This is a genomic window from Clostridium pacaense, assembly GCF_020709765.2.
Classification (GTDB): Bacteria; Bacillota; Clostridia; order Lachnospirales; family Lachnospiraceae; genus Enterocloster; species Enterocloster hominis.
Window position 1 is genome coordinate 71,833 of sequence record NZ_JAJFEB020000014.1, and the last position, 19,903, is coordinate 91,735.

Annotated in this window: 21 protein-coding genes; 18 read left to right on the forward strand and 3 right to left on the reverse strand. The window is 51.1% G+C overall.

All coding sequences use genetic code 11. The features are described 5' to 3' along the window. Nucleotides 1-13: 13 nt before the first annotated feature. Both LK536_RS49855 and LK536_RS49860 read right to left on the reverse strand, forming a co-directional pair. Nucleotides 14-913, reverse strand: a complete 900-nt coding sequence (locus tag LK536_RS49855; RefSeq protein ID WP_120058321.1) for a carbohydrate ABC transporter permease — start codon at nucleotides 911-913, stop codon at nucleotides 14-16. A 122-nt stretch (nucleotides 914-1,035) separates the two neighbouring features. Next, nucleotides 1,036-2,397, reverse strand: coding sequence for an ABC transporter substrate-binding protein (locus LK536_RS49860; protein ID WP_227796568.1), 1,362 nt, complete (start codon nucleotides 2,395-2,397; stop codon nucleotides 1,036-1,038). Nucleotides 2,398-2,994: 597 nt separating this feature from the next. On the opposite strand from LK536_RS49860, the gene LK536_RS49865 reads away from it, so the two are divergent. From LK536_RS49865 to rsmI, 7 genes are all read left to right on the forward strand, one after another. Continuing rightward, nucleotides 2,995-3,189, forward strand: a complete 195-nt coding sequence (locus LK536_RS49865) for a response regulator (RefSeq protein ID WP_235712214.1) — start codon at nucleotides 2,995-2,997, stop codon at nucleotides 3,187-3,189. A gap of 5 nt (nucleotides 3,190-3,194) precedes the next feature. After that, complete coding sequence (locus LK536_RS49870; RefSeq protein ID WP_227796570.1) at nucleotides 3,195-3,404, forward strand: helix-turn-helix transcriptional regulator; 210 nt, start codon at nucleotides 3,195-3,197, stop codon at nucleotides 3,402-3,404. A 514-nt stretch (nucleotides 3,405-3,918) separates the two neighbouring features. After that, nucleotides 3,919-4,245, forward strand: a complete 327-nt coding sequence (locus tag LK536_RS49875; RefSeq protein WP_227796571.1) for a cupin domain-containing protein — start codon at nucleotides 3,919-3,921, stop codon at nucleotides 4,243-4,245. A gap of 273 nt (nucleotides 4,246-4,518) precedes the next feature. Then, nucleotides 4,519-5,508, forward strand: coding sequence for a DNA polymerase III subunit delta' (holB, locus tag LK536_RS49880; protein ID WP_025484714.1), 990 nt, complete (start codon nucleotides 4,519-4,521; stop codon nucleotides 5,506-5,508). Between the two features lie 109 nt (nucleotides 5,509-5,617). Then, the gene (locus LK536_RS49885; RefSeq protein WP_008726630.1) at nucleotides 5,618-6,547 is read left to right on the forward strand and encodes a PSP1 domain-containing protein; all 930 of its coding nucleotides are present in this window, start codon (nucleotides 5,618-5,620) and stop codon (nucleotides 6,545-6,547) included. A gap of 15 nt (nucleotides 6,548-6,562) precedes the next feature. Continuing rightward, nucleotides 6,563-7,324, forward strand: a complete 762-nt coding sequence (locus LK536_RS49890; protein WP_008726629.1) for a tRNA1(Val) (adenine(37)-N6)-methyltransferase — start codon at nucleotides 6,563-6,565, stop codon at nucleotides 7,322-7,324. Between the two features lie 34 nt (nucleotides 7,325-7,358). Continuing rightward, on the forward strand, nucleotides 7,359-8,204 hold the full coding sequence (gene rsmI / locus LK536_RS49895) for a 16S rRNA (cytidine(1402)-2'-O)-methyltransferase (protein ID WP_227796572.1): 846 nt from the start codon (nucleotides 7,359-7,361) through the stop codon (nucleotides 8,202-8,204). Between the two features lie 533 nt (nucleotides 8,205-8,737). On the opposite strand, the gene LK536_RS49900 is transcribed toward rsmI, so the two are convergent. Continuing rightward, nucleotides 8,738-9,001 (reverse strand): AbrB/MazE/SpoVT family DNA-binding domain-containing protein, encoded by a 264-nt coding sequence (locus tag LK536_RS49900; protein ID WP_008726624.1) that lies wholly within the window; start codon nucleotides 8,999-9,001, stop codon nucleotides 8,738-8,740. A 276-nt stretch (nucleotides 9,002-9,277) separates the two neighbouring features. On the opposite strand from LK536_RS49900, the gene LK536_RS49905 reads away from it, so the two are divergent. The 11 genes from LK536_RS49905 (at nucleotide 9,278) to LK536_RS49955 (ending at nucleotide 19,823) form a co-directional block, all read left to right on the forward strand. Continuing rightward, a complete protein-coding gene (locus LK536_RS49905; RefSeq protein ID WP_227796573.1) occupies nucleotides 9,278-10,240 on the forward strand; it encodes a beta-ketoacyl-ACP synthase III in 963 nt (320 codons plus the stop codon). A gap of 52 nt (nucleotides 10,241-10,292) precedes the next feature. Next, nucleotides 10,293-10,526: an acyl carrier protein gene (gene acpP, locus LK536_RS49910; RefSeq protein ID WP_008726620.1), complete on the forward strand. Its 234-nt coding sequence runs from the start codon at nucleotides 10,293-10,295 to the stop codon at nucleotides 10,524-10,526. 102 nt (nucleotides 10,527-10,628) lie between these two features. After that, nucleotides 10,629-11,555: an enoyl-[acyl-carrier-protein] reductase FabK gene (gene fabK / locus LK536_RS49915; RefSeq protein ID WP_008726619.1), complete on the forward strand. Its 927-nt coding sequence runs from the start codon at nucleotides 10,629-10,631 to the stop codon at nucleotides 11,553-11,555. A gap of 13 nt (nucleotides 11,556-11,568) precedes the next feature. Next, nucleotides 11,569-12,489, forward strand: a complete 921-nt coding sequence (gene fabD / locus LK536_RS49920; RefSeq protein ID WP_008726617.1) for an ACP S-malonyltransferase — start codon at nucleotides 11,569-11,571, stop codon at nucleotides 12,487-12,489. A 50-nt stretch (nucleotides 12,490-12,539) separates the two neighbouring features. Further along, the gene (gene fabG / locus LK536_RS49925) at nucleotides 12,540-13,280 is read left to right on the forward strand and encodes a 3-oxoacyl-[acyl-carrier-protein] reductase (protein WP_008726615.1); all 741 of its coding nucleotides are present in this window, start codon (nucleotides 12,540-12,542) and stop codon (nucleotides 13,278-13,280) included. A gap of 22 nt (nucleotides 13,281-13,302) precedes the next feature. After that, nucleotides 13,303-14,541, forward strand: coding sequence for a beta-ketoacyl-ACP synthase II (fabF, locus tag LK536_RS49930; protein WP_008726614.1), 1,239 nt, complete (start codon nucleotides 13,303-13,305; stop codon nucleotides 14,539-14,541). A gap of 15 nt (nucleotides 14,542-14,556) precedes the next feature. Further along, nucleotides 14,557-15,042 (forward strand): acetyl-CoA carboxylase biotin carboxyl carrier protein, encoded by a 486-nt coding sequence (accB, locus tag LK536_RS49935; RefSeq protein WP_025484720.1) that lies wholly within the window; start codon nucleotides 14,557-14,559, stop codon nucleotides 15,040-15,042. Between the two features lie 16 nt (nucleotides 15,043-15,058). Further along, complete coding sequence (fabZ, locus tag LK536_RS49940) at nucleotides 15,059-15,484, forward strand: 3-hydroxyacyl-ACP dehydratase FabZ (protein ID WP_008726610.1); 426 nt, start codon at nucleotides 15,059-15,061, stop codon at nucleotides 15,482-15,484. Between the two features lie 38 nt (nucleotides 15,485-15,522). Beyond that, nucleotides 15,523-16,875: an acetyl-CoA carboxylase biotin carboxylase subunit gene (locus LK536_RS49945; RefSeq protein ID WP_227796574.1), complete on the forward strand. Its 1,353-nt coding sequence runs from the start codon at nucleotides 15,523-15,525 to the stop codon at nucleotides 16,873-16,875. Between the two features lie 15 nt (nucleotides 16,876-16,890). After that, nucleotides 16,891-18,675 (forward strand): acetyl-CoA carboxylase carboxyl transferase subunit, encoded by a 1,785-nt coding sequence (locus tag LK536_RS49950; protein ID WP_025484724.1) that lies wholly within the window; start codon nucleotides 16,891-16,893, stop codon nucleotides 18,673-18,675. Then, nucleotides 18,675-19,823: an NAD(P)H-dependent flavin oxidoreductase gene (locus tag LK536_RS49955; protein ID WP_008726605.1), complete on the forward strand. Its 1,149-nt coding sequence runs from the start codon at nucleotides 18,675-18,677 to the stop codon at nucleotides 19,821-19,823. The genes LK536_RS49950 and LK536_RS49955 overlap by 1 nt, the downstream gene beginning before the upstream one ends. Nucleotides 19,824-19,903: the final 80 nt, after the last annotated feature.

Sequence of the window (19,903 nt, forward strand, 5' to 3'; positions counted from 1 at the left end):
TATATTCCCCCTCTCATTCCGCGTCTTCCATCTTCAGCATACCCACATAGGAAGATGCGAAAATGGTCAGGATGATGATACATACGACACCGGTGGCGCTGGCCATGCCATAGTCAAAGGAATCGATGAATTTCATCATCAGGGTTGTGATGATTTCAGTTGATCCGGAGGGACCGCCCTTCGTCATGGTGTAAATGATTTCTGCGAAGTTGAAAATCCAGATGACACGTAAAAGCAGGGTCAGCTTCAGCACCGGGCTGATGCTGGGGACCGTGATGGCCCAGAATCTCTGCAGGGGATTGGCACCGTCCACCTCGGCTGCTTCATAGAGGCCGGGGTCGATGCCGCGCAGTGCAGCGGAAATCATGATGGTAAAGAATGGGACGCCGTACCATATGTTGGTGATGACGCAGCAAAGCATGGCCGTGTTCTTGCTTGCCAGCCAGCCTACCGGTTCTCCAATCAGGCCCATGCGCATCAGCATATCATTGAACACACCGGAAGTACCATTGAACATCCACCGCCATATTAAGGCAATGACAAAGCCGGAGACAGCCCATGGGAAAAATACAAGTCCCTGGTACAGGGAACTGCCGCGGAATTTCTTTTTCAGGATCAGGGCCAGTCCAAATCCGACCAGGAACTGGAACGCCAGGGACACAACCACCCATATCATTGTGTTTTTCATGGTACCGTAGAACTCGTTTGTGATGGAACGGGTAAAAAGCTGTTTGAAGTTTGCGAAGTTGTTCCAGTAAATATTGTTGATATTTGTCAGCTTATAGTTTTGGAAAGCCATGACAATACCCTTGAACATGGGATAGTAGGTCATACAGACTGGGACCAACAGCGCGGGGAAAAGCATAAGGAATATAAACCGCGCGTCATTTTGTTCTTTCTTGGTGCGTTTCAATGCATTCACTCCTTTCAGGATGCCGGTAGTATTTGGGGCACGGAGCATTTGACTGCTCCGTGCCCCAGGGTGTGTTTGAAAATTGCTTTCCGTCAGATGTGCGTTCCACTTTGTGCTTCAGGTTACCAGAGTTTACCCTCTGTCTTAAATGCCTCGGTCCAGAAGCCGTCCAGCCACTCCAGAAGGTCGTCAACCGTGATCTCATCACTGAGATACTTCTGGAAGACCTCATCAACCTGGGATTTGTAGGTGGCATATGCTTCATACATCATGCAGGGATATACAAAGTGGTAATTGTCATCTTCCGCATAGGTGAGATAGGTCTGGTATTCATCGCCCTTAAAGTACTCTGATTCAAAAGCAGTGGTGTGGACCGGCAGGGTTCCGTTCTGGGCGGCAAAAACAGTGTTGTTTTCTTCCTTGCTGAGGAACAGCAGGAAATCAGCCGCCTTGTCTGGATGCTCGCTGAGCGTGGTCAGGCCCCAGCCGCCATATCCGTTTGGCAGGCATACGGAGCCGGCATCCCCCATCGGAAGGGGAATGACATCCCACTGGTCATCGCTTAAATCGCTGGTCATGGTGGGAACCGCATCAGAGTCCTGAAGCAGGATTGCAGCCGTGCCGCTTATGAAGCCCTGTACCTGTTCAGAGAAGCCCCATGCAATGGAGTCCGCAGGAGAGGCCTTCTGGAACAGTTCCTTGAAATCCAACAGGGCCTGGCGCGTCTCTGGCAGCGTGAAGATGGTGGTTCCATTGTCATCAATGAAATAACCTGCGTTATCGTCTGCCAGTCTGTCGTAGCCCACAGCCGCATAAATCATAAGGTTGGCGTTTTCATAACATCCGTTAATGCCACGGAAGGAAAAACCGTATTTGCTGCTGGCCGGGTTTGTCAGCTGGGCGGCCCTGTCTATCAGCTCCCTCCAGGTTGTGGGATATTCAAGTCCGGCTTCCTTGAAGACGTCTTCACGGATGAATACAGCCCTCTCATAGAACCCGAATGGCATGTAGTAAGGCAGGCCGTCACAGATACGCATGGCTGCTTCAGCCGCGCCGCTGAGGGTGTCTTTTTCATCCCAGTTGTCAATATAGGGCTGCATGTTGACCAGCCAGTTATTGGTGACATAGGTCCTCAGGGTGTGGTCGCGGATTTCAATGATGTCAACTTTTTCGCCGCCCTGCATCATCTGGGCAATCTTGGCATCCGCGGACTCCTGGGCAGGGGATATGATGTTGATTTTTACATCGGGATTATCAGCCTCGTATTTATCAGCCATGGAACGCAGCAGTTTGGTACGTTCGGGGCTGGTCAGGGATTCAACCATGGTGATGGTAATCCCTCCGTCTGCCTTTGGGGCATCCGTGTCCTTCGCGGCGTCAGCGCTGTCCGCTTTATTGTCTGCGGCAGGCTTGGAACAGCCGGACAGGCCTCCGGCCAGCAGGGCGGCAGATAGGAGAACAGCAAGGGTTTTCTTAATTTTCATAATATACCTCCTTATAATGTTTGGTTTATATCAATGTGAAGGCGGTTCCGGCCCTCCACATTTGCCATTGATGGAAATTGGATAATATGAACAACAAAAAAGAGCGGGGGTTGAAATACTATTGTATAAAATGGTAAATTATAACTAATATAACCCCGGTATTATGATTATACTCTAGCAAATTTATTTATATTTGTCAATTGAATTAACAAAGTTTTGGAAAAAATATAATAAGTGTAATAAAAATACATATTCCTTACATTCCTTAATGAGGCAAATTCATGTGAATGGCAGAGGGGGTGTGCAATATAGATATATATATAAGTAAAAATAGATAAAAAATATACAAAAGTTCAGGATAACAAAAGAAATGTAAGAATATTAAATGGAAAAATGTATAATGAAACCATATAATAAGACTACTCTGAAGCTGTACCAGACCCAGCTGAATCCCCATTGTCTCTATAAATACGCTGGATACCATCAAGTGGAACGCCAGGATTAACCAGATACCGGAGATTGCAATCCTGGCTGAGAACCTGGCGGCCCTGGGATGCGTGATTGTGGGGGGCCCCCAACGGGGAGGAAGGCGTGTCCATGGCAGGGCGCCTGTCCCCGGATATTATCGTGACCGATGTGAAGATACCCCGTATGGACGGGGTGGAGATGATTACAAAGCTGCGGGAGATGGGCTGCCGGTCCAGATTCATCATCCTGACCGCCTATGGGGATTTTAAATATGCCCAGAGCGCGCTGCGGCAGGCTATCTGGAAATCAGCGAGGGATATTTAAGCCGCGTGTTCAAGAAGGAGACGGACTACACATTTACCAACTACCTGACCTATTACAGGATGCAGGTTGCCATGTCCCTTTTAAAGGACTGCCGGGTGAAGGTGTATGAGGTGGCGGACCAGGTGGGGTATTCGGATACCGTGTATTCCAGTGTGCAGTTTAAGAAGCTTCTGGGGGTGTTACCATCGGAATATCAGGAGAGGTGCGGGGATTGAGGTGTGTTTCAAGGCTCTTCAAACAGAAGTTCCAGATGACCCCCTATGAATTCCGCAATATGAAGAGGAAACAGGAGTAGGAAAATGCGGATTGGCAGAGTGGGGATAACAGATGTATGATAGAATATGAAAACCAGAAAAACCTTGACTTTTGAAAAAAATACTCATATAATATGCACCATTAACAGATAGTTGGGATACAGAAAAGCGAAGGCGCTTAAGAATGTACGTTCTTAAGCGCCTCTATGTTTTAAAACAAGTTTTAAAGCAAAGAGGCGGCAGGTCAGATGCCGTATATGTTGAAAGTGGATAATTCCCAAAAACTTTCAGAAACCTGGCAACAACCGTCAGCCAATCGGTCACCATGGAGGAAATAGCAGTACTGATATCCGGTATGGCCCGGAAATTACAAAGATAGGTTATAATATAAAATTTTAAACCATAGTTAAGTAACTCAATTCAAATCAACTCAATTCAGATTGACTCAAAACACGGAAAGAGAGGCAGAAAATTTATGAAAACAGAAAAAATCGAAAACATGTGCGGAGGCGCAGGCCATGTGATTATCAGGCACATCCTTGGCGGGAAGGAACTGAATGGCAAATGCGGACTATACGCGGAAGTGGTGATTGAACCGGGATGTTCCCTTGGATACCATGAACATCATGGGGAGAGCGAGACTTACTATATCCTGTCAGGCACAGGCAACTACGATGACAATGGGGTGCCCCGTCCGGTAAAGGCGGGGGATGTGACCTTCACACCCTCCGGCAAGGGGCATGGTCTGGCTAACACGGGCGATGATGATCTGGTGTTTATGGCATTAATCATCCTGGACTGATTCACACAATGACAGAAGCTATGCAGGGGGACTAACCGGTCCGGACGACCGCTGTCCTGCATGGCTTTTTTTCTTTGGATAGGAATAATGGGCCAGGTGATTGCACGGGAGGGTGGAACGGGAAAGGGACGGAATGACAACGGGAAAGCAACGGAAAGACAACGGGAAAGCAACAGAGGTCCAGCCATGGCGCTGGAAAAACTTAAGGGTATACATTGAAAATTTCTTATGATATACTATTTTAGTACATTTGCGCCAAGGGGGACCATCACAATGCTGGGTTTTAACGATATATTAGGTCATGAACAGATAAAGGAGCATTTCCGCAACGCGGTACAGACAGGGAAGATATCCCACGCTTATATCTTAAGCGGGGAAGCTGGAATGGGGCGTAAGTCCCTTGCCAATGCATTTGCACTGGAACTGCTCTGTGAAAAGGGGCTGCCGGACCCGTGTATGGCCTGCCATGCATGCAAGCAGGTGCTCTCGGGCAACCATCCGGACCTGATTTATGTGACCCATGAAAAACCGGCCAGCATAGGCGTGGACGATATAAGGGAACAGATTAACGATACCATCATGGTGCGGCCTTACAGCAGCTATTACAAGATATATATTGTGGACGAGGCTGAGAAGATGACGGTCCAGGCACAGAATGCCCTCTTAAAGACCATTGAGGAACCGCCGTCCTATGCGGTCATCCTTCTGCTGACAACCAACCAGGACGCATTCCTTCCGACCATCCTGTCGCGCTGTGTGCAGCTTAAGCTTAAGCCGTTAAGGGACGAGGTGGTAAGGGAATACCTGGTGCAGTCCCTGGGAGTTGAGGAAAGCCAGGCTGATATCTATGCGGCATTTGCAAGGGGAAACCTGGGCAAGGCCATCCACCTGGCTGAGTCTGAGGAGTTCAGGGTCATGTATGATGCCCTTATCCTCATGCTGAAGCATTTGAAGGATGCGGATATATCTGAACTTCTGGAGTACATCCGTAAGCTGAAGGATGAGAACCTGGATATCCGCGGATGCCTGGATTTCATGCAGATGTGGTACAGGGATGTGCTGATGTATAAGACCACCAAGGATATCAACCTACTGATTTTCAAGGATGAGTTTTCCACCATCAAGGCCATGAGCACGGTCAGCGGTTATGACGGACTTGAGCGGATACTGCAGGCCATTGAAAAGGCAAGGGTGCGCCTGGATGCCAATGTGAATATGGAACTGGTCATGGAGCTGATGTTCCTGACCATGAAGGAGAACTGAATGACCCGGAAAGCCGGAGGCTTAAGGGGTTAAGTTGTAAATTGAGATGGATAGATGGCCAGGGCATACGGCAATGCCATGCGCGGGCCGGCAGTTAAAGGAGAACAGAATGATTACAGTGATTGGAGTGCGTTTCCGCACAGCAGGCAAGATTTACTATTTTGACCCGGCGGGCCGTAAGGTAAAGACCGGGGACCACGTGATTGTGGAGACGGCCAGGGGAATCGAATATGGATATGTGGTGCTTGGCAACCGTGAAGTGGATGAGTCCAAAGTGGTGCCGCCGTTAAAGCCGGTCATCCGTATGGCTACTGCTGAGGATGAGGCAGTGGAAACAAAGAATAAGAATAAGGAAAAAGAGGCATTCAAAATCTGCCAGGATAAGATTAAGAAGCATAACCTGGAGATGAAGCTGATTGATGCTGAATATACATTTGACAATAATAAAGTACTGTTCTACTTTACCGCGGACGGACGGATTGATTTCCGTGAGCTGGTAAAGGACCTGGCAAGCGTGTTTAAGACCAGGATTGAACTGCGCCAGGTAGGCGTCAGGGATGAGACAAAGATAATGGGGGGAATCGGCATATGCGGCAGGGCCTTGTGCTGCCACTCCTATCTGTCCGAGTTCATACCCGTTTCCATCAAGATGGCAAAGGAACAGAACCTGTCCCTGAATCCTACCAAGATATCCGGTGTCTGCGGAAGGCTGATGTGCTGCCTTAAGAATGAGGAAGAGACATACGAGGTCCTTAACAGCAGGCTTCCTAATACAGGGGATTATGTGACCACCAATGACGGGTTAAAGGGAGAGGTCCAGAGCGTCAATGTCCTGCGCCAGCTGGTGAAGGTGATTGTGACCGTGGATAAGGATGAAAAGGAAATCCGGGAATACAAGGTGGAGAACCTCAAGTTCAAGCCCAGGAAGAAGAAGGGAAAGGGCGGGGACAAGCAGGCCCAGGATGTGCCGGATGCAGAGTTAAAGCATCTGGAGGCCCTGGAGAAAAGAGAAGGCAAGTCAAAGCTGGATGATAATTAAAACGGAGGTTATCCTATGGAACATACCTGGAGCCAGGCAGGCCCTGTGATGCTGCGGGACGACGAGCGCATTGACGACCTGCAGCGGAATCAATATGGTATCATCCAGAGAAAGGGTGCTTTCTGCTTTGGTATGGACGCGGTCCTTCTTTCGGGATTTGCAGTGGTGAAAAAGGGGGAGAGGATGCTGGACCTGGGCACAGGCACAGGCATCATCCCGATCCTTCTCACTGCAAAGACAGAGGGGGAGCATTTTACCGGACTTGAGATTCAGGAAGAGTCCGCGGATATGGCAAGACGCAGCGTCCGATATAACCATCTGGAAGAAAAGGTGGATATTGTCACAGGTGATATCGTGGAGGCCAGCCAGCTGTTTGCCCTGGCCTCTTTTGATGTGGTCACGTCCAACCCGCCCTATATGAATGATGCCCATGGACTTAAGAACCCGGGGGATGCAAAGGCCATTGCCCGCCATGAGGTCAAGTGCACACTGGAGGACGTTGTGCGGGAAGGAACCAGGGTCTTAAAGCCGGGAGGACGTTTCTATATGGTCCACAGGCCAAGGCGGCTCATCGAGATCATCCAGACCATGAAAAAACATGGACTGGAGCCAAAGCGTATGAAGATGGTCCACCCCTATGTGGACAGGGAAGCCAACATGGTACTGATTGAGGCTGTGCGCGGCGGCGGGGCCTTGCTTAAGATGGAGGCGCCTGTAATCGTGTTTAATGAACAGGGTGAGTATACCCGGCAGATAAGGGTTACGTATGGATATTAGGGCTGCGAAACGCAGTACCGGAAGGGAGGGACCCATGGCAGGCAGATTATATCTTTGTGCAACGCCAATCGGCAACCTGGAGGATATCACCTTCAGGGTCCTCAGGACATTAAAGGAAGTGGATCTGATAGCGGCAGAGGATACCCGCCACAGTATCAAGCTCCTGAACCATTTTGAGATTAAGACGCCCATGACCAGCTATCATGAATATAATAAGGTGGATAAGGCCAGATACCTGGTGGAGCAGTTAAAGGACGGGGTTAACATCGCCCTCATAACGGATGCAGGGACCCCGGGTATCTCAGACCCGGGTGAGGAGCTGGTGCGCCAGTGCTATGAAGCCGGACTTGAGGTGACATCCCTTCCCGGTCCCGCGGCCTGTATCACAGCCCTTACCATGTCCGGGCTGTCCACGCGGAGGTTTTGCTTTGAGGCGTTCCTGCCTTCTGAGAAAGGCGATAAGAAGGAGCGGGCCAGGATACTGGGGGAGCTTAAGGATGAGACAAGGACCATCATAATATATGAAGCGCCCCATCACCTGGTAAGGACCCTGAAGGATTTATATGAGGTGCTGGGGAACCGCAGGATTACCATATTAAGGGAGCTGACCAAGAAGTTTGAGACAGCCTTCAGGACCACCTTTGAAGACGCGCTGGCCGCCTATGGACAGGAGGAGCCAAAGGGAGAATGTGTGATCGTGATTGAAGGCAGGTCCCCCCGGGAGCTTCGGGAAGAACAGATTCGCACATGGGAGGAGATGGGCCTTGAGGAGCACCTGGAACACTATATGTCCATGGGACAGGACAAGAAGGAAGCCATGAAGTCCGTTGCAAAGGACCGGGGCATCAGCAAGAGGGATGTGTACCAGCAGCTTCTATAAATATAGGAAGGGATAGGTTGGTTTTGAAAGTGTAGGTTTGAAAAGGCGCTTGAAAAAAACAAGCGCCTGGTGTATAATCAAATCAGGAAGGATATCAGACACAAAATCTGATGCCCTCAGTGGTTTTTTATCCAGATAGCATCCACTTTAGGCGGGGAGGATGCTATTTTTTATTGTGTTTATTGTCTATGTATGACAATGCCGCGAAAACAACAAGCAATAATGTTAATACTTCCATCACGCTCATGGCATCACCCTCCTTAGTACTACTAGAGGGCACACAATTTTTGCATCCTGTTTCTTCATTGATTTGCTATACAATATCATTTTAACATATGATACAAGGAAATTGAAGGTACAGATCCAAACCATACACAGCCATGTACAACCATACATGGCTGTGAGGGTAAGTAAGGGAATTGCAGACCACGTAACCTCATCATAGGCAGACTAACTCAATCATAGAAAGAACCCAGGCATCCAGCCGCCATATCAAAGGCAGCAACCCGGGTTCTTTCTATGTACATGTGCTTTTACTCAGTTACATTCAATCCGGCCAGTTTGGCCAGGGCAATGACAGACTGTTTAGAAACTTTCTTACCTTCAAATTCCAGCAGTTCATCCGTGCTGCCGGTGAAGATATCCGCACACTCTGCTTTCTTGAGGATGATGCAGTCGTCCTGAACCGTAATCTCCAGACCGTCCTTAACGTCCAGGTCAAGACTCCTTCTCAGTTCAATAGGAAGCGTGATCCTTCCAAGCTCATCCAGTTTACGAATAACACCTGTTGTCTTCATGGTTTTCAACCCCCTTATTATAATTTTATCCCCTTTTACAAATTAAACTTACCAAATTTAGGGTGCTAAGTCAATATATGTAAATGATAGAAATGGTAAGAAATGTCAAAAAGCAGTAAACTTGACAAAAAAGCACAAAAACACGCTAAAAATATTTCTTGACAAATACTTATCTTTCCTGTAGTATTACTTTGATGTTCAAAGTATTTCCCTAAAGGATACAAAAATGGAAGGCATGAGTCCTCTTGCAGAACGGATTCGGGACGGGTAAGAAGAATGACAACAAGAATCATAGGAACCGGTTCATATGTGCCGGAGCAGATAGTGACCAACAATGACCTTGCTCAGATTGTGGAGACCAACGACGAATGGATCCGCAGCCGGACGGGAATAGGTGAAAGAAGGATTGCCACAACTGAAAGCACCTCCTACATGGCGGCCAATGCTGCAATGCGGGCACTGGAACAGTCAGGCGTAAAGCCGGAGGAGATTGACCTTATCCTTCTTGGGACTTCCTCACCGGACTACTGTTTTCCCAATGGGGCGTGCGAGGTGCAGGGCATGATTGGTGCGGTCAATGCGGCCTGCTATGACATCAGCGCGGCATGTACAGGATTTGTATATGCGCTGAATACAGCCCATGCATTCATAAGCAGCGGCATATATAAGACGGCTTTGGTAATTGGCTCCGATGTATTAAGTAAACTGATTGACTGGACGGACAGAGGGACCTGTGTGCTCTTTGGGGACGGTGCAGGCGCCGTGGTGGTAAAGGCGGATGAGACAGGAATCCTTGGGATCAACATGCATTCCGACGGCACCAAGGGCAATGTGCTGACCTGCGGTTCCAGGACAAACGGGAATTTCCTTCTGGGCAAGAAGCCGGAGCTGGGATATATGACCATGGATGGACAGGAAGTATTTAAGTTTGCAGTGAGGAAGGTACCTGAATGTATCAAGCAGGTGCTGGACGATGCAGGCGTTGCGGCGGAAGAAGTCAGATACTTTGTCATCCACCAGGCCAATTACAGGATCATAGAGTCCATTGCAAAGCGTTTAAAGGTAAGTGTGGATTGCTTCCCGGTCAACATGGAACACTATGGCAACACCAGCGGTGCGTCCGTTCCCCTTCTCCTGGATGAGATAAACAGGAAGGGAATGCTTGAATCCGGGGACAAAATCGTGTTCTCAGGTTTTGGCGCAGGCCTTACATGGGGCGCAACCCTGTTAGAATGGTAAAAATAAAATTAAAATATAAAAACTATGAAAATGTAAAAGGAGAACAACAATCATGTTAGAGAAAATGAAAGAAATCATTGCAGAGCAGTTAAGTGTGGAGGCTGACACCGTAACAGAGGCATCTTCCTTCAAGGAAGACCTGGGAGCTGATTCCCTGGACCTGTTTGAACTGGTCATGGCCCTGGAGGATGAGTACTCTGTAGAGATTCCTGCTGAAGACCTGGAGCAGTTAACCACTGTAGGCGACGTTATGAACTACTTAAAGAACAAAGGCGTGGAAGCGTAAAAACTAGAGAGATACAAACAACGACGGCGTGTGGATACTACTGAAACACGCTGTTTGATTAAGGAAATTTCGCTCAGGAATGTACAACTTGGAGGTAGAACAATGAAAACAAGAATTACAGAAATGTTAGGAATTGAATATCCTATTATTCAGGGCGGCATGGCCTGGGTAGCAGAACATAATCTGGCGGCGGCCGTGTCCGAAGCAGGCGGTTTCGGCGTGATCGGCGGAGCCAATGCACCTGGAGAGGTGGTACGCGATGAAATCCGCAAGGCAAGGGAACTGACAAAGAAACCATTCGGTATCAATGTCATGCTTTTAAGTCCCCATGCGGATGATGTTGCAAAGGTAGTGGTGGAGGAAGGCATCAAGGTTGTGATTACCGGAGCCGGCAATCCTGAAAAATATATGGAAATGTGGAAGTCAGCCGGTATCAAGGTGATTCCGGTGGTTGCATCCGTGGCACAGGCGCGCCGCATGGAAAAGTACGGCGCTGACGCGGTTGTGGCAGAGGGAATGGAATCCGGCGGCCATATCGGCGAGGAGACAACCATGACCCTGGTGCCACAGGTCGTGGACGCTGTGTCCATCCCGGTCATCGCGGCAGGCGGTATCGGCGATGGAAGGGGAATCGCAGCAGCCTTCATGCTGGGCGCAGAGGCCGTGCAGATGGGGACCAGGTTTGTGGTGGCGGATGAATGTACGGTACATGAGAACTACAAACAGCGCATCATCAAGGCAAAGGATATTGATTCAACGGTTACAGGCCGCAGCCACGGACATCCTGTCAGAGGCCTCAGGAACCAGATGACAAGGGAGTACATTAAGCTGGAGCAGGAAGGCAAGTCCTTTGAGGAACTGGAATACCTGACACTGGGCAAGCTGCGTGAGGCTGTCCAGGATGGCGATGTGATGAACGGAACCGTCATGGCGGGCCAGATTGCAGGCATGATATCCAAGAAGCAGTCCTGTAAGGAAATGATTGAAGAGATGATGGCAGAGGCATCCAGCCTTATGCACTGGAATTAAGAGGGGTAAGAGGATGAGCAGGATTGCATTTATTTTCCCAGGACAGGGAGCACAGGTCTGCGGCATGGGCCAGGATTTCTATGAGCAGACGGAGACAGGGAAAAAAATCTTTGACAAGGCCAGTGAGCTTCTGGGATTTTCCATGCCGGAGCTGTGTTTTGAGAAAAACGACAGACTGGATATAACGGAATACACCCAGGCAGCCATGGTCACTGCAGGCATCGCCATGATGAGGGTGCTGGAGGAACAGGGGATTAAGCCGGATATGGCGGCCGGACTGAGCCTGGGAGAATACTGTGCGCTGGCGGCAGCCGGCGTCATGAGTGACGAGGACGCCATCCGCACGGTGCGCCAGAGAGGAATCCTGATGCAGGAAGCGGTTCCTGTGGGAGAAGGCGCCATGGCAGCCATCCTGGCACTGGACGCAGCTGCCATCGAAGCTGTCACCGGATCCATGGAAGGCGTGTGGATTGCCAATTACAACTGCCCGGGACAGATTGTGATTTCCGGCAAAAAGGCGGCAGTGGAAGAGGCCTGTGAAAAGCTTAAGGCTGCAGGGGCAAAGCGTGCCCTGATGCTGAACGTAAGCGGTCCCTTCCATTCAGGCATGCTTACCGGAGCAGGGGAGAAGCTGGCCCAGGTACTGGCGGATGTGGATATCCACACCCCTCGGATTCCTTATGTGGCAAATGTCAATGCGCAGCCTGTCACAACGGCAGAGCCTGTAAAGGACCTGCTGACCAGGCAGGTATCCTCATCCGTGCGCTGGCAGCAGAGCGTGGAAACCATGATAAATGAAGGGGTGGACACCTTCATCGAGATTGGGCCTGGCAGGACACTGGCAGGATTCATGAAGAAAATCAACAAAGAAGTAAGGACCATGAACGTGGAAAAACTGGAAGATATAGACAAGGTAGTGGAGGCATTGAAGTAGGCGTCCGGGAATGACGTCACGCGTTCAATGCAGCGAAAGGAGATTTTAGTATGCTGGAAGGAAAGATTGCACTGGTAACAGGCGCCAGCCGTGGGATTGGCCGTCAGATAGCCCTGACCCTGGGAGCAAAGGGTGCTGCGGTGATTGTAAACTATAATGGCTCTGCCCAAAAGGCGGAGGAAGTGGTAAAAGAGATAGAGGCCGCAGGAGGCAGGGCAGAGGCGCTGCAGTGCAATGTTTCCGACTTCGAGGCCTGCGGACAGATGCTGGCAGATATCGTTTCCAGATATGGACGCCTGGATATCCTGGTTAACAACGCAGGAATCACCAGGGATAACCTGCTGATGAAGATGTCCGAGGAGGATTTTGACGCGGTCATAAACACCAATTTAAAGGGTGTATTTAACTGTATCAAACATATCTCACGCCAGATGCTAAAGCAGAAGGCGGGAAGGATCATCAATATCTCTTCCGTGTCCGGCGTGCTGGGCAATGCGGGCCAGGCCAACTACTGCGCGGCCAAGGCCGGCGTGATCGGAATCACCAAATCCGCTGCAAGGGAGCTTGCAAGCAGGGGAATCACGGTCAATGCAGTGGCCCCTGGTTTCATTACAACGGAAATGACAGATGTGCTCAGTGACAGCATCAAATCCTCTGTCACGGAGCAGATTCCCATGAAGAAGTTCGGGGAGACCCAGGATATTGCCAATGCAGTGGCATTCCTGGCTTCCGAAGATGCAAAGTATATAACAGGCCAGGTTCTCTGTGTAGACGGCGGCATGGCAATGTAGAGAAGGACAGGAGTGTGAGCGTATGAAAACAAGAGTTGTGATTACCGGTATGGGCGCCATTACCCCCATTGGCAATGACGTGGAAAGTTTCTGGCAGGGATTGAAGGACAAGAAGGTGGGAATCGCCCCCATCACATATTTTGATACAACTGATTATAAGTGTAAGCTGGCAGCCGAGGTAAAGGGCTTTAATGCCAAGGATTACATGGACCCCAAGGCAGCGCGCCGCATGGAGGCATTTTCCCAGTTCGCAGTTGCTGCGTCCAAGGAAGCCCTGGAGCATTCAGGCATTGACATGGAGAAGGAAGACCCCTACCGCGTAGGCGTGTGCGTGGGATCTGGAATCGGTTCCCTCCAGGCCATGGAAAAAGATATCCAGAAGCTTCTGGAAAAGGGACCCAGCCGTGTGAATCCGCTGCTGGTGCCTCTTATGATCAGCAACATGGCGGCAGGCAATGTTGCCATCCAATTCGGACTGAAGGGCAAATGCTTTAACGTGGTCACGGCCTGTGCCACAGGCACCCACTCCATCGGCGAGGCATTCCGTTCCATCCAGTACGGAGAAGCGGATGTGATGGTGGCAGGCGGGGCAGAGGCCAGCATTACCCCCATCGGTATTGCAGGATTCACCTCACTGACCGCCCTGAATACCACGGATGACCCTGCACGTGCATCCATCCCATTTGACGAGGACCGCAACGGCTTTGTCATGGGCGAGGGCGCAGGCGTGGTTGTCCTTGAATCCTTAGAGCATGCAAAGGCCCGCGGTGCCAATATCCTGGCTGAGATAGTGGGCTACGGCGCAACCTGCGACGCTTTCCACATCACATCCCCGGCAGAGGACGGAAGCGGCGCTGCCCGCGCCATGGAGAATGCCATTAAGGATGCAGGCCTAAAGCCGGAGGACATTGACTATGTAAATGCACACGGAACCAGCACCCATCACAATGACCTGTTTGAGACAAAGGCCATTAAGCTGGCCCTGGGGGAACATGCAAAGAAGGTGAAGATTAACTCCACGAAGTCCATGATTGGCCATCTTTTAGGCGCTGCAGGCGGTGTGGAATTCATAACCTGCGTCAAGTCCATTGAAGACGGGTACGTACATGCAACCGTCGGCCTTGAGAAACCGGGCGAGGGCTGTGACCTGGACTACACCCAAGGGGACGGCGTTGCCATGGATGTCAATGTTGCCATCAGTAACTCCCTTGGCTTCGGCGGGCACAATGCCAGCCTGATTGTCAGGAAATTCAGCGAATAACAGGAGGAGAATGTGATGAATATAGATGAAATCATTCAGTTGATCCAGGCGGTATCTGAGAACAAGCTGACCAGCTTTGAATTGGAAGAAGGCAACATGAAGCTCTCCTTAAAGTGCAAGAAGGAGCAGCCGCAGATTGTCACGGTTGCAGCTCCGTCCATGGACCAGGCGGCTGTCCAGATGCTTAACACGGCAGCCGGCGCAGGCATCACCGTGTCCCAGGTACAGGAGACGGCGGTCCAGACAGCGGGCGTGGATATCGGTTCGGATAAAGTAGTGACCTCCCCCCTGGTAGGGACCTTCTATGAGTCCTCCTCACCGGATGCGGATGCATTCGTAAAGGTGGGTGACACCGTGAAGAAGGGCCAGGTACTGGGCATCATCGAGGCCATGAAGCTGATGAACGAGATAGAAAGCGAATATGACGGCGTGGTGGAAGCCATCCTTGTGAACAACGAGGAAGTGGTGGAATACGGACAGCCGCTGTTCAGGATTAAATAAACAGGAGGAAAACACCATGTTAATGGGAGTAAAAGAAATCCAGGAAATCATACCTCACAGACATCCCTTCCTCTTGATTGACTGTATCGAAGAGCTGGAACCGGGCCTGCGGGCGGTTGGATATAAATGCGTGACTTATGACGAGTCATTTTTCAAGGGACATTTCCCTCAGGAACCGGTCATGCCGGGCGTCCTTCTGGTGGAGGCACTGGCCCAGACAGGCGCGGTAGCCATCCTGTCCCAGGAAGGTTTTAAGGGAAAGGTTGCCTACTTTGGCGGAATCGACAAGGCCAAATTCAAGCGCAAGGTCGTGCCGGGGGATAAAGTGAAGCTGGAGTGCGAGATCATCAAGCAGAAAGGCCCTGTGGGCGTGGGCAAGGCCACTGCCACGGTGGACGGCAAGCTGGCGGTAAGCGCAGAGCTGACCTTCATGGTTGGATAGTACAGACTAAATAGTTTGGGAATCGAGGGAGAATACCGATGTTTAACAAGATTTTGATTGCCAATAGAGGTGAGATTGCGGTCCGTATCATCCGTGCATGCCGTGAGATGGGCATACAGACCGTTGCCGTGTATTCTGAGGCGGATAAGGACTGCCTTCATACATTGCTGGCTGATGAAGCCATCTGTATCGGGCCTGCTGTCTCTGGCCAGAGCTATCTGAATATGGAGCGCATCCTGGCTGCAACCGTTGCCATGAAGGCCGACGCCATCCATCCGGGATTTGGCTTCCTTTCAGAGAATGCCAAGTTTGCCAAGCTGTGTGCGGAATGTAACATTACCTTTATCGGACCGTCCGCTGAAATCATAAGCAAGATGGGCAACAAGTCAGAAGCCCGCAAAACCATGATGGAGGCAGACGTGCCCGTGGTGCCGGGCAGCAAGGAACCGGTGCACACCCCGCAGGACGGCCTTGAGATGGCAAAGACAATCGGCTTCCCGGTGATGATTAAGGCGTCTTCGGGCGGCGGCGGAAAAGGCATGCGTATATCCAGGAGCGCAGAGGATTTTACGGAGCTTTTCAATGCGGCCCAGATGGAGTCCGTGAAGGGCTTCTCCGATGACACCATGTATATTGAGAAATACATTGAAAAGCCAAGGCATGTGGAGTTCCAGATCATGGCGGATAAGCACGGCAACGTGGTCCATCTGGGGGAACGTGACTGTTCCATCCAGAGACGCCACCAGAAGGTGCTGGAGGAAGCTCCCTGCGACGTCATTTCCCCTGAACTCAGGCGCAGGATGGGCGATACCGCGGTGCGGGCGGCCAAGGCCGTTGGATACGAGAATGCGGGCACCATTGAATTCCTTTTAGACAAGGATAAGAACTTCTATTTCATGGAAATGAACACCAGGATCCAGGTGGAGCATCCCGTGACCGAGATGGTTACCGGCATGGACCTGATTAAGGAGCAGATCCGTGTGGCTGCAGGGGAACCCTTAAGCGTGACCCAGGAAGACGTGACCATTAAGGGCCATGCCATTGAGTGCCGTATCAACGCCGAGAACCCCTCAAAGAACTTCATGCCGTGTCCGGGCCTTATCACCAATGTCCACATACCCGGGGGCAACGGGGTCAGGGTGGACACCCATATCTACAGCGATTACAAGGTTCCGGCCAATTACGATTCCATGCTGATGAAGCTGATTGTGTATGATAAAGACAGGGAGTCGGCCATTGCCAAGATGCGCAGCGCCCTGGGCGAGGTTGTTATTGAGGGAATTGAAACCAATATTAACTTCCAGTACGAGATTCTGGAAAATGATGCATTCCAGGAAGGTGATACGGATACAAGCTTTATTGAGAAGTACTTCCCGGATTATGTGAAATAGTGAAAGGAAATGCCTATGTTGCGGAATATGTTTAAAAAAACGTATACAAAGATAGATACGAAATACAAACCGCCAAAAGGTGATGCAGAGGAGCCGGGCATCCCGGAAGGGCTGTGGCGCAAATGTAACAAATGCGGCCAGCCCATCTACGTGGAGGACGTGAAGAACAATTACTACGTATGTCCAAAATGCAGCGGCTATTTCCGTGTCCACGCATACCGCAGGATTGAGATGCTTGTAGATGAGGGAACCTTTGAGGAGTGGAATAAGGAAATGCCTTTCTCCAATCCCCTGGATTTCCCGGGCTATGAGAAGAAGGTCCTGGCTGCCAGGGAAAAGAGCCGCCTGAATGAAGCCATTGTCACGGGAAAAGGCATGATTGACGGAAATCCCGCGGTGGTAGGTGTCTGTGACGCGCGTTTTATCATGAGCAGCATGGGCCATGTGGTAGGTGAGAAGATAACAGACGCAGTGGAGCGGGCCACAAAGGAAAAGCTTCCTGTGATCATCTTCGCCTGCTCCGGCGGCGCCAGGATGCAGGAGGGAATCGTATCCCTGATGCAGATGGCCAAGACCTCCGCTGCCTTAAAGCGTCACCATGAGGCCGGGCAGCTGTTTATCAGCGTGCTCACGGATCCAACCACGGGCGGCGTGACCGCAAGCTTTGCCATGCTGGGGGATATCATCATTGCCGAGCCCCATGCCCTTATCGGGTTTGCAGGACCCAGGGTCATTGAACAGACCATCGGACAGAAGCTGCCGGAAGGCTTCCAGCGTGCCGAGTTCCTGTTGGAACACGGTTTTGTTGATAAGATTGTGGAGCGTAAGGACCAGAAAAAGGTTATCGGGCAGATTCTTTACATGCACCGCAGCCACAGGATGAATGTGGACCTGCCGGTGGGTAAGGCAGCGGCCGCTGTGGATGAACTTGGGAAAATGGCGCGGTCCGGTGGGAAAACATCCGGCGGAAAGACATCTGGTGGAAAGACATCCGATGGGAAAACATTGGGCGGCGCGGCAAAGACAGCCTGGGACACGGTCCTTCTCTCAAGGAAATCAGACCGTCCCGTTGCAACGGATTATATCAACGCCATATTTGATGAGTTCATCGAGTTCCACGGGGACCGGTATTTTGGCGACGACGGCGCCATTGTAGGCGGGATTGCCATGTTCCACGGCATGCCCGTGACTGTAATCGGACAGCAGAAGGGCAAGAACACCAAGGATAACCTGAAGCGCAACTTCGGCATGCCCTCGCCGGACGGATACCGCAAGGCCCTGCGTCTCATGAAGCAGGCGGAAAGCTTTGGACGTCCCGTGGTGTGTTTTGTGGATACGCCAGGAGCATTCTGCGGACTGGAGGCAGAAGAACGGGGACAGGGGGAAGCCATTGCGCGGAACCTGTTTGAGATGTCAGACCTGAAGGTTCCTGTGCTTTCCGTGGTGATAGGAGAAGGCGGAAGCGGCGGCGCCCTTGCCATGGCCGTGGCCGATGAGGTGTGGATGCTGGAAAATGCAATCTACTCCATCCTGTCGCCGGAAGGATTTGCATCCATCCTGTATAAGGACAGCAAGAAAGCGCCGGATGCAGCCAAGGTCATGAAAGTAACGGCCCAGGATCTTAAGAAGCTGGGACTGGTGGAACGGATTGTACCGGAAGAAGAACCCGTATGTACGGATAACCTTTACCGTGTTGCTGAATACATGGACAGCGCCATGGCAGGTTTTTTTGAACGCTGCCTTTCCATGACAAAGGAAGAACTGGCAGAACAAAGGTATCTTAGATTTAGGAGAATGTAATGAACGAATTAAAACCATTGGTAATTGGGGATTTAGTAGTTAAAAAACCTATTATTCAGGGAGGCATGGGTGTTGGAATAAGCCTTCATAAGCTTGCGGGCGCGGTTGCGGCTGCCGGCGGGGTGGGGATTATATCGTCGGCCCAGATCGGTTTCAGGGAACCTGATTTTACTACGAATTTTGTGGAGGCCAACCTAAGGGCTATCCGCCGGGAGATGCAGGCCGCCAGGGAGATTTCCCCGGACGGCGCCATTGGTTTTAATATCATGGTTGCCACCAAGCACTATGATATGTGGGTTAAGGAAGCGGTCAAGGCAGGGGCTGACATCATCATCTCCGGCGCAGGGCTTCCGGTTGCCCTTCCGGAGCATGTGGAAGCCGCTTACGCGGAAATGAAAGAGAGCGGACAGGAGCTGCCCGCCCGCCGGATTAAGCTGGCCCCCATTGTATCTTCCGCCAAGTCCGCCATGGTCATCTGCAAGATGTGGGACAGGAAATGTCATGTGGCGCCGGACCTGGTGGTGATAGAAGGACCGCTGGCCGGCGGACACCTTGGGTTCTCGCTGGACCAGCTCACCTCCTACGGCGCCGACACCGAGGATGTTCCGGCAACCTATGACCAGGCTGCTTATGACGAAGAGGTGAAGGCAATCATAAAGGTAGTAGGGGAATACGGCGCCAAGTATGGCCGCCATATCCCGGTGGTCACGGCCGGAGGGATTTACACCCACGAGGACGTGCTGCACCAGCTGGAGCTGGGGGCGGACGGTGTCCAGGTGGGCACCAGGTTCGTCACCACCGAGGAGTGTGATGCCTCCGAGGCTTATAAGCAGGAATATATCAAGGCAGGGAAAGAGGACATCGTGATTACCAAGAGTCCGGTGGGAATGCCGGGCAGGGCCATCATGAACCCCTTCCTCAGGCAGATTAAGTCAGGGGACCGCCCTGTCATCAAATCCTGCTTCCAGTGTCTGGAGCACTGCGATATAAGGACCATTCCATACTGTATCACCATGGCCCTTGTAAAGGCGGCTGAGGGGGATACGGAGCATGCGCTTCTGTTCTGCGGAAGCAATGCTTACCGGGCCGGGAAGATTGACACGGTAAAGCATGTAATGGATGATCTGATGGGCGAGGCACAGGAGTAATATCTTTCAGGTATCATCGGATTTTTACTATTATTGGTTTTGAAACGGAATAGAATGATCGGGCAGACAGGAACGGCATT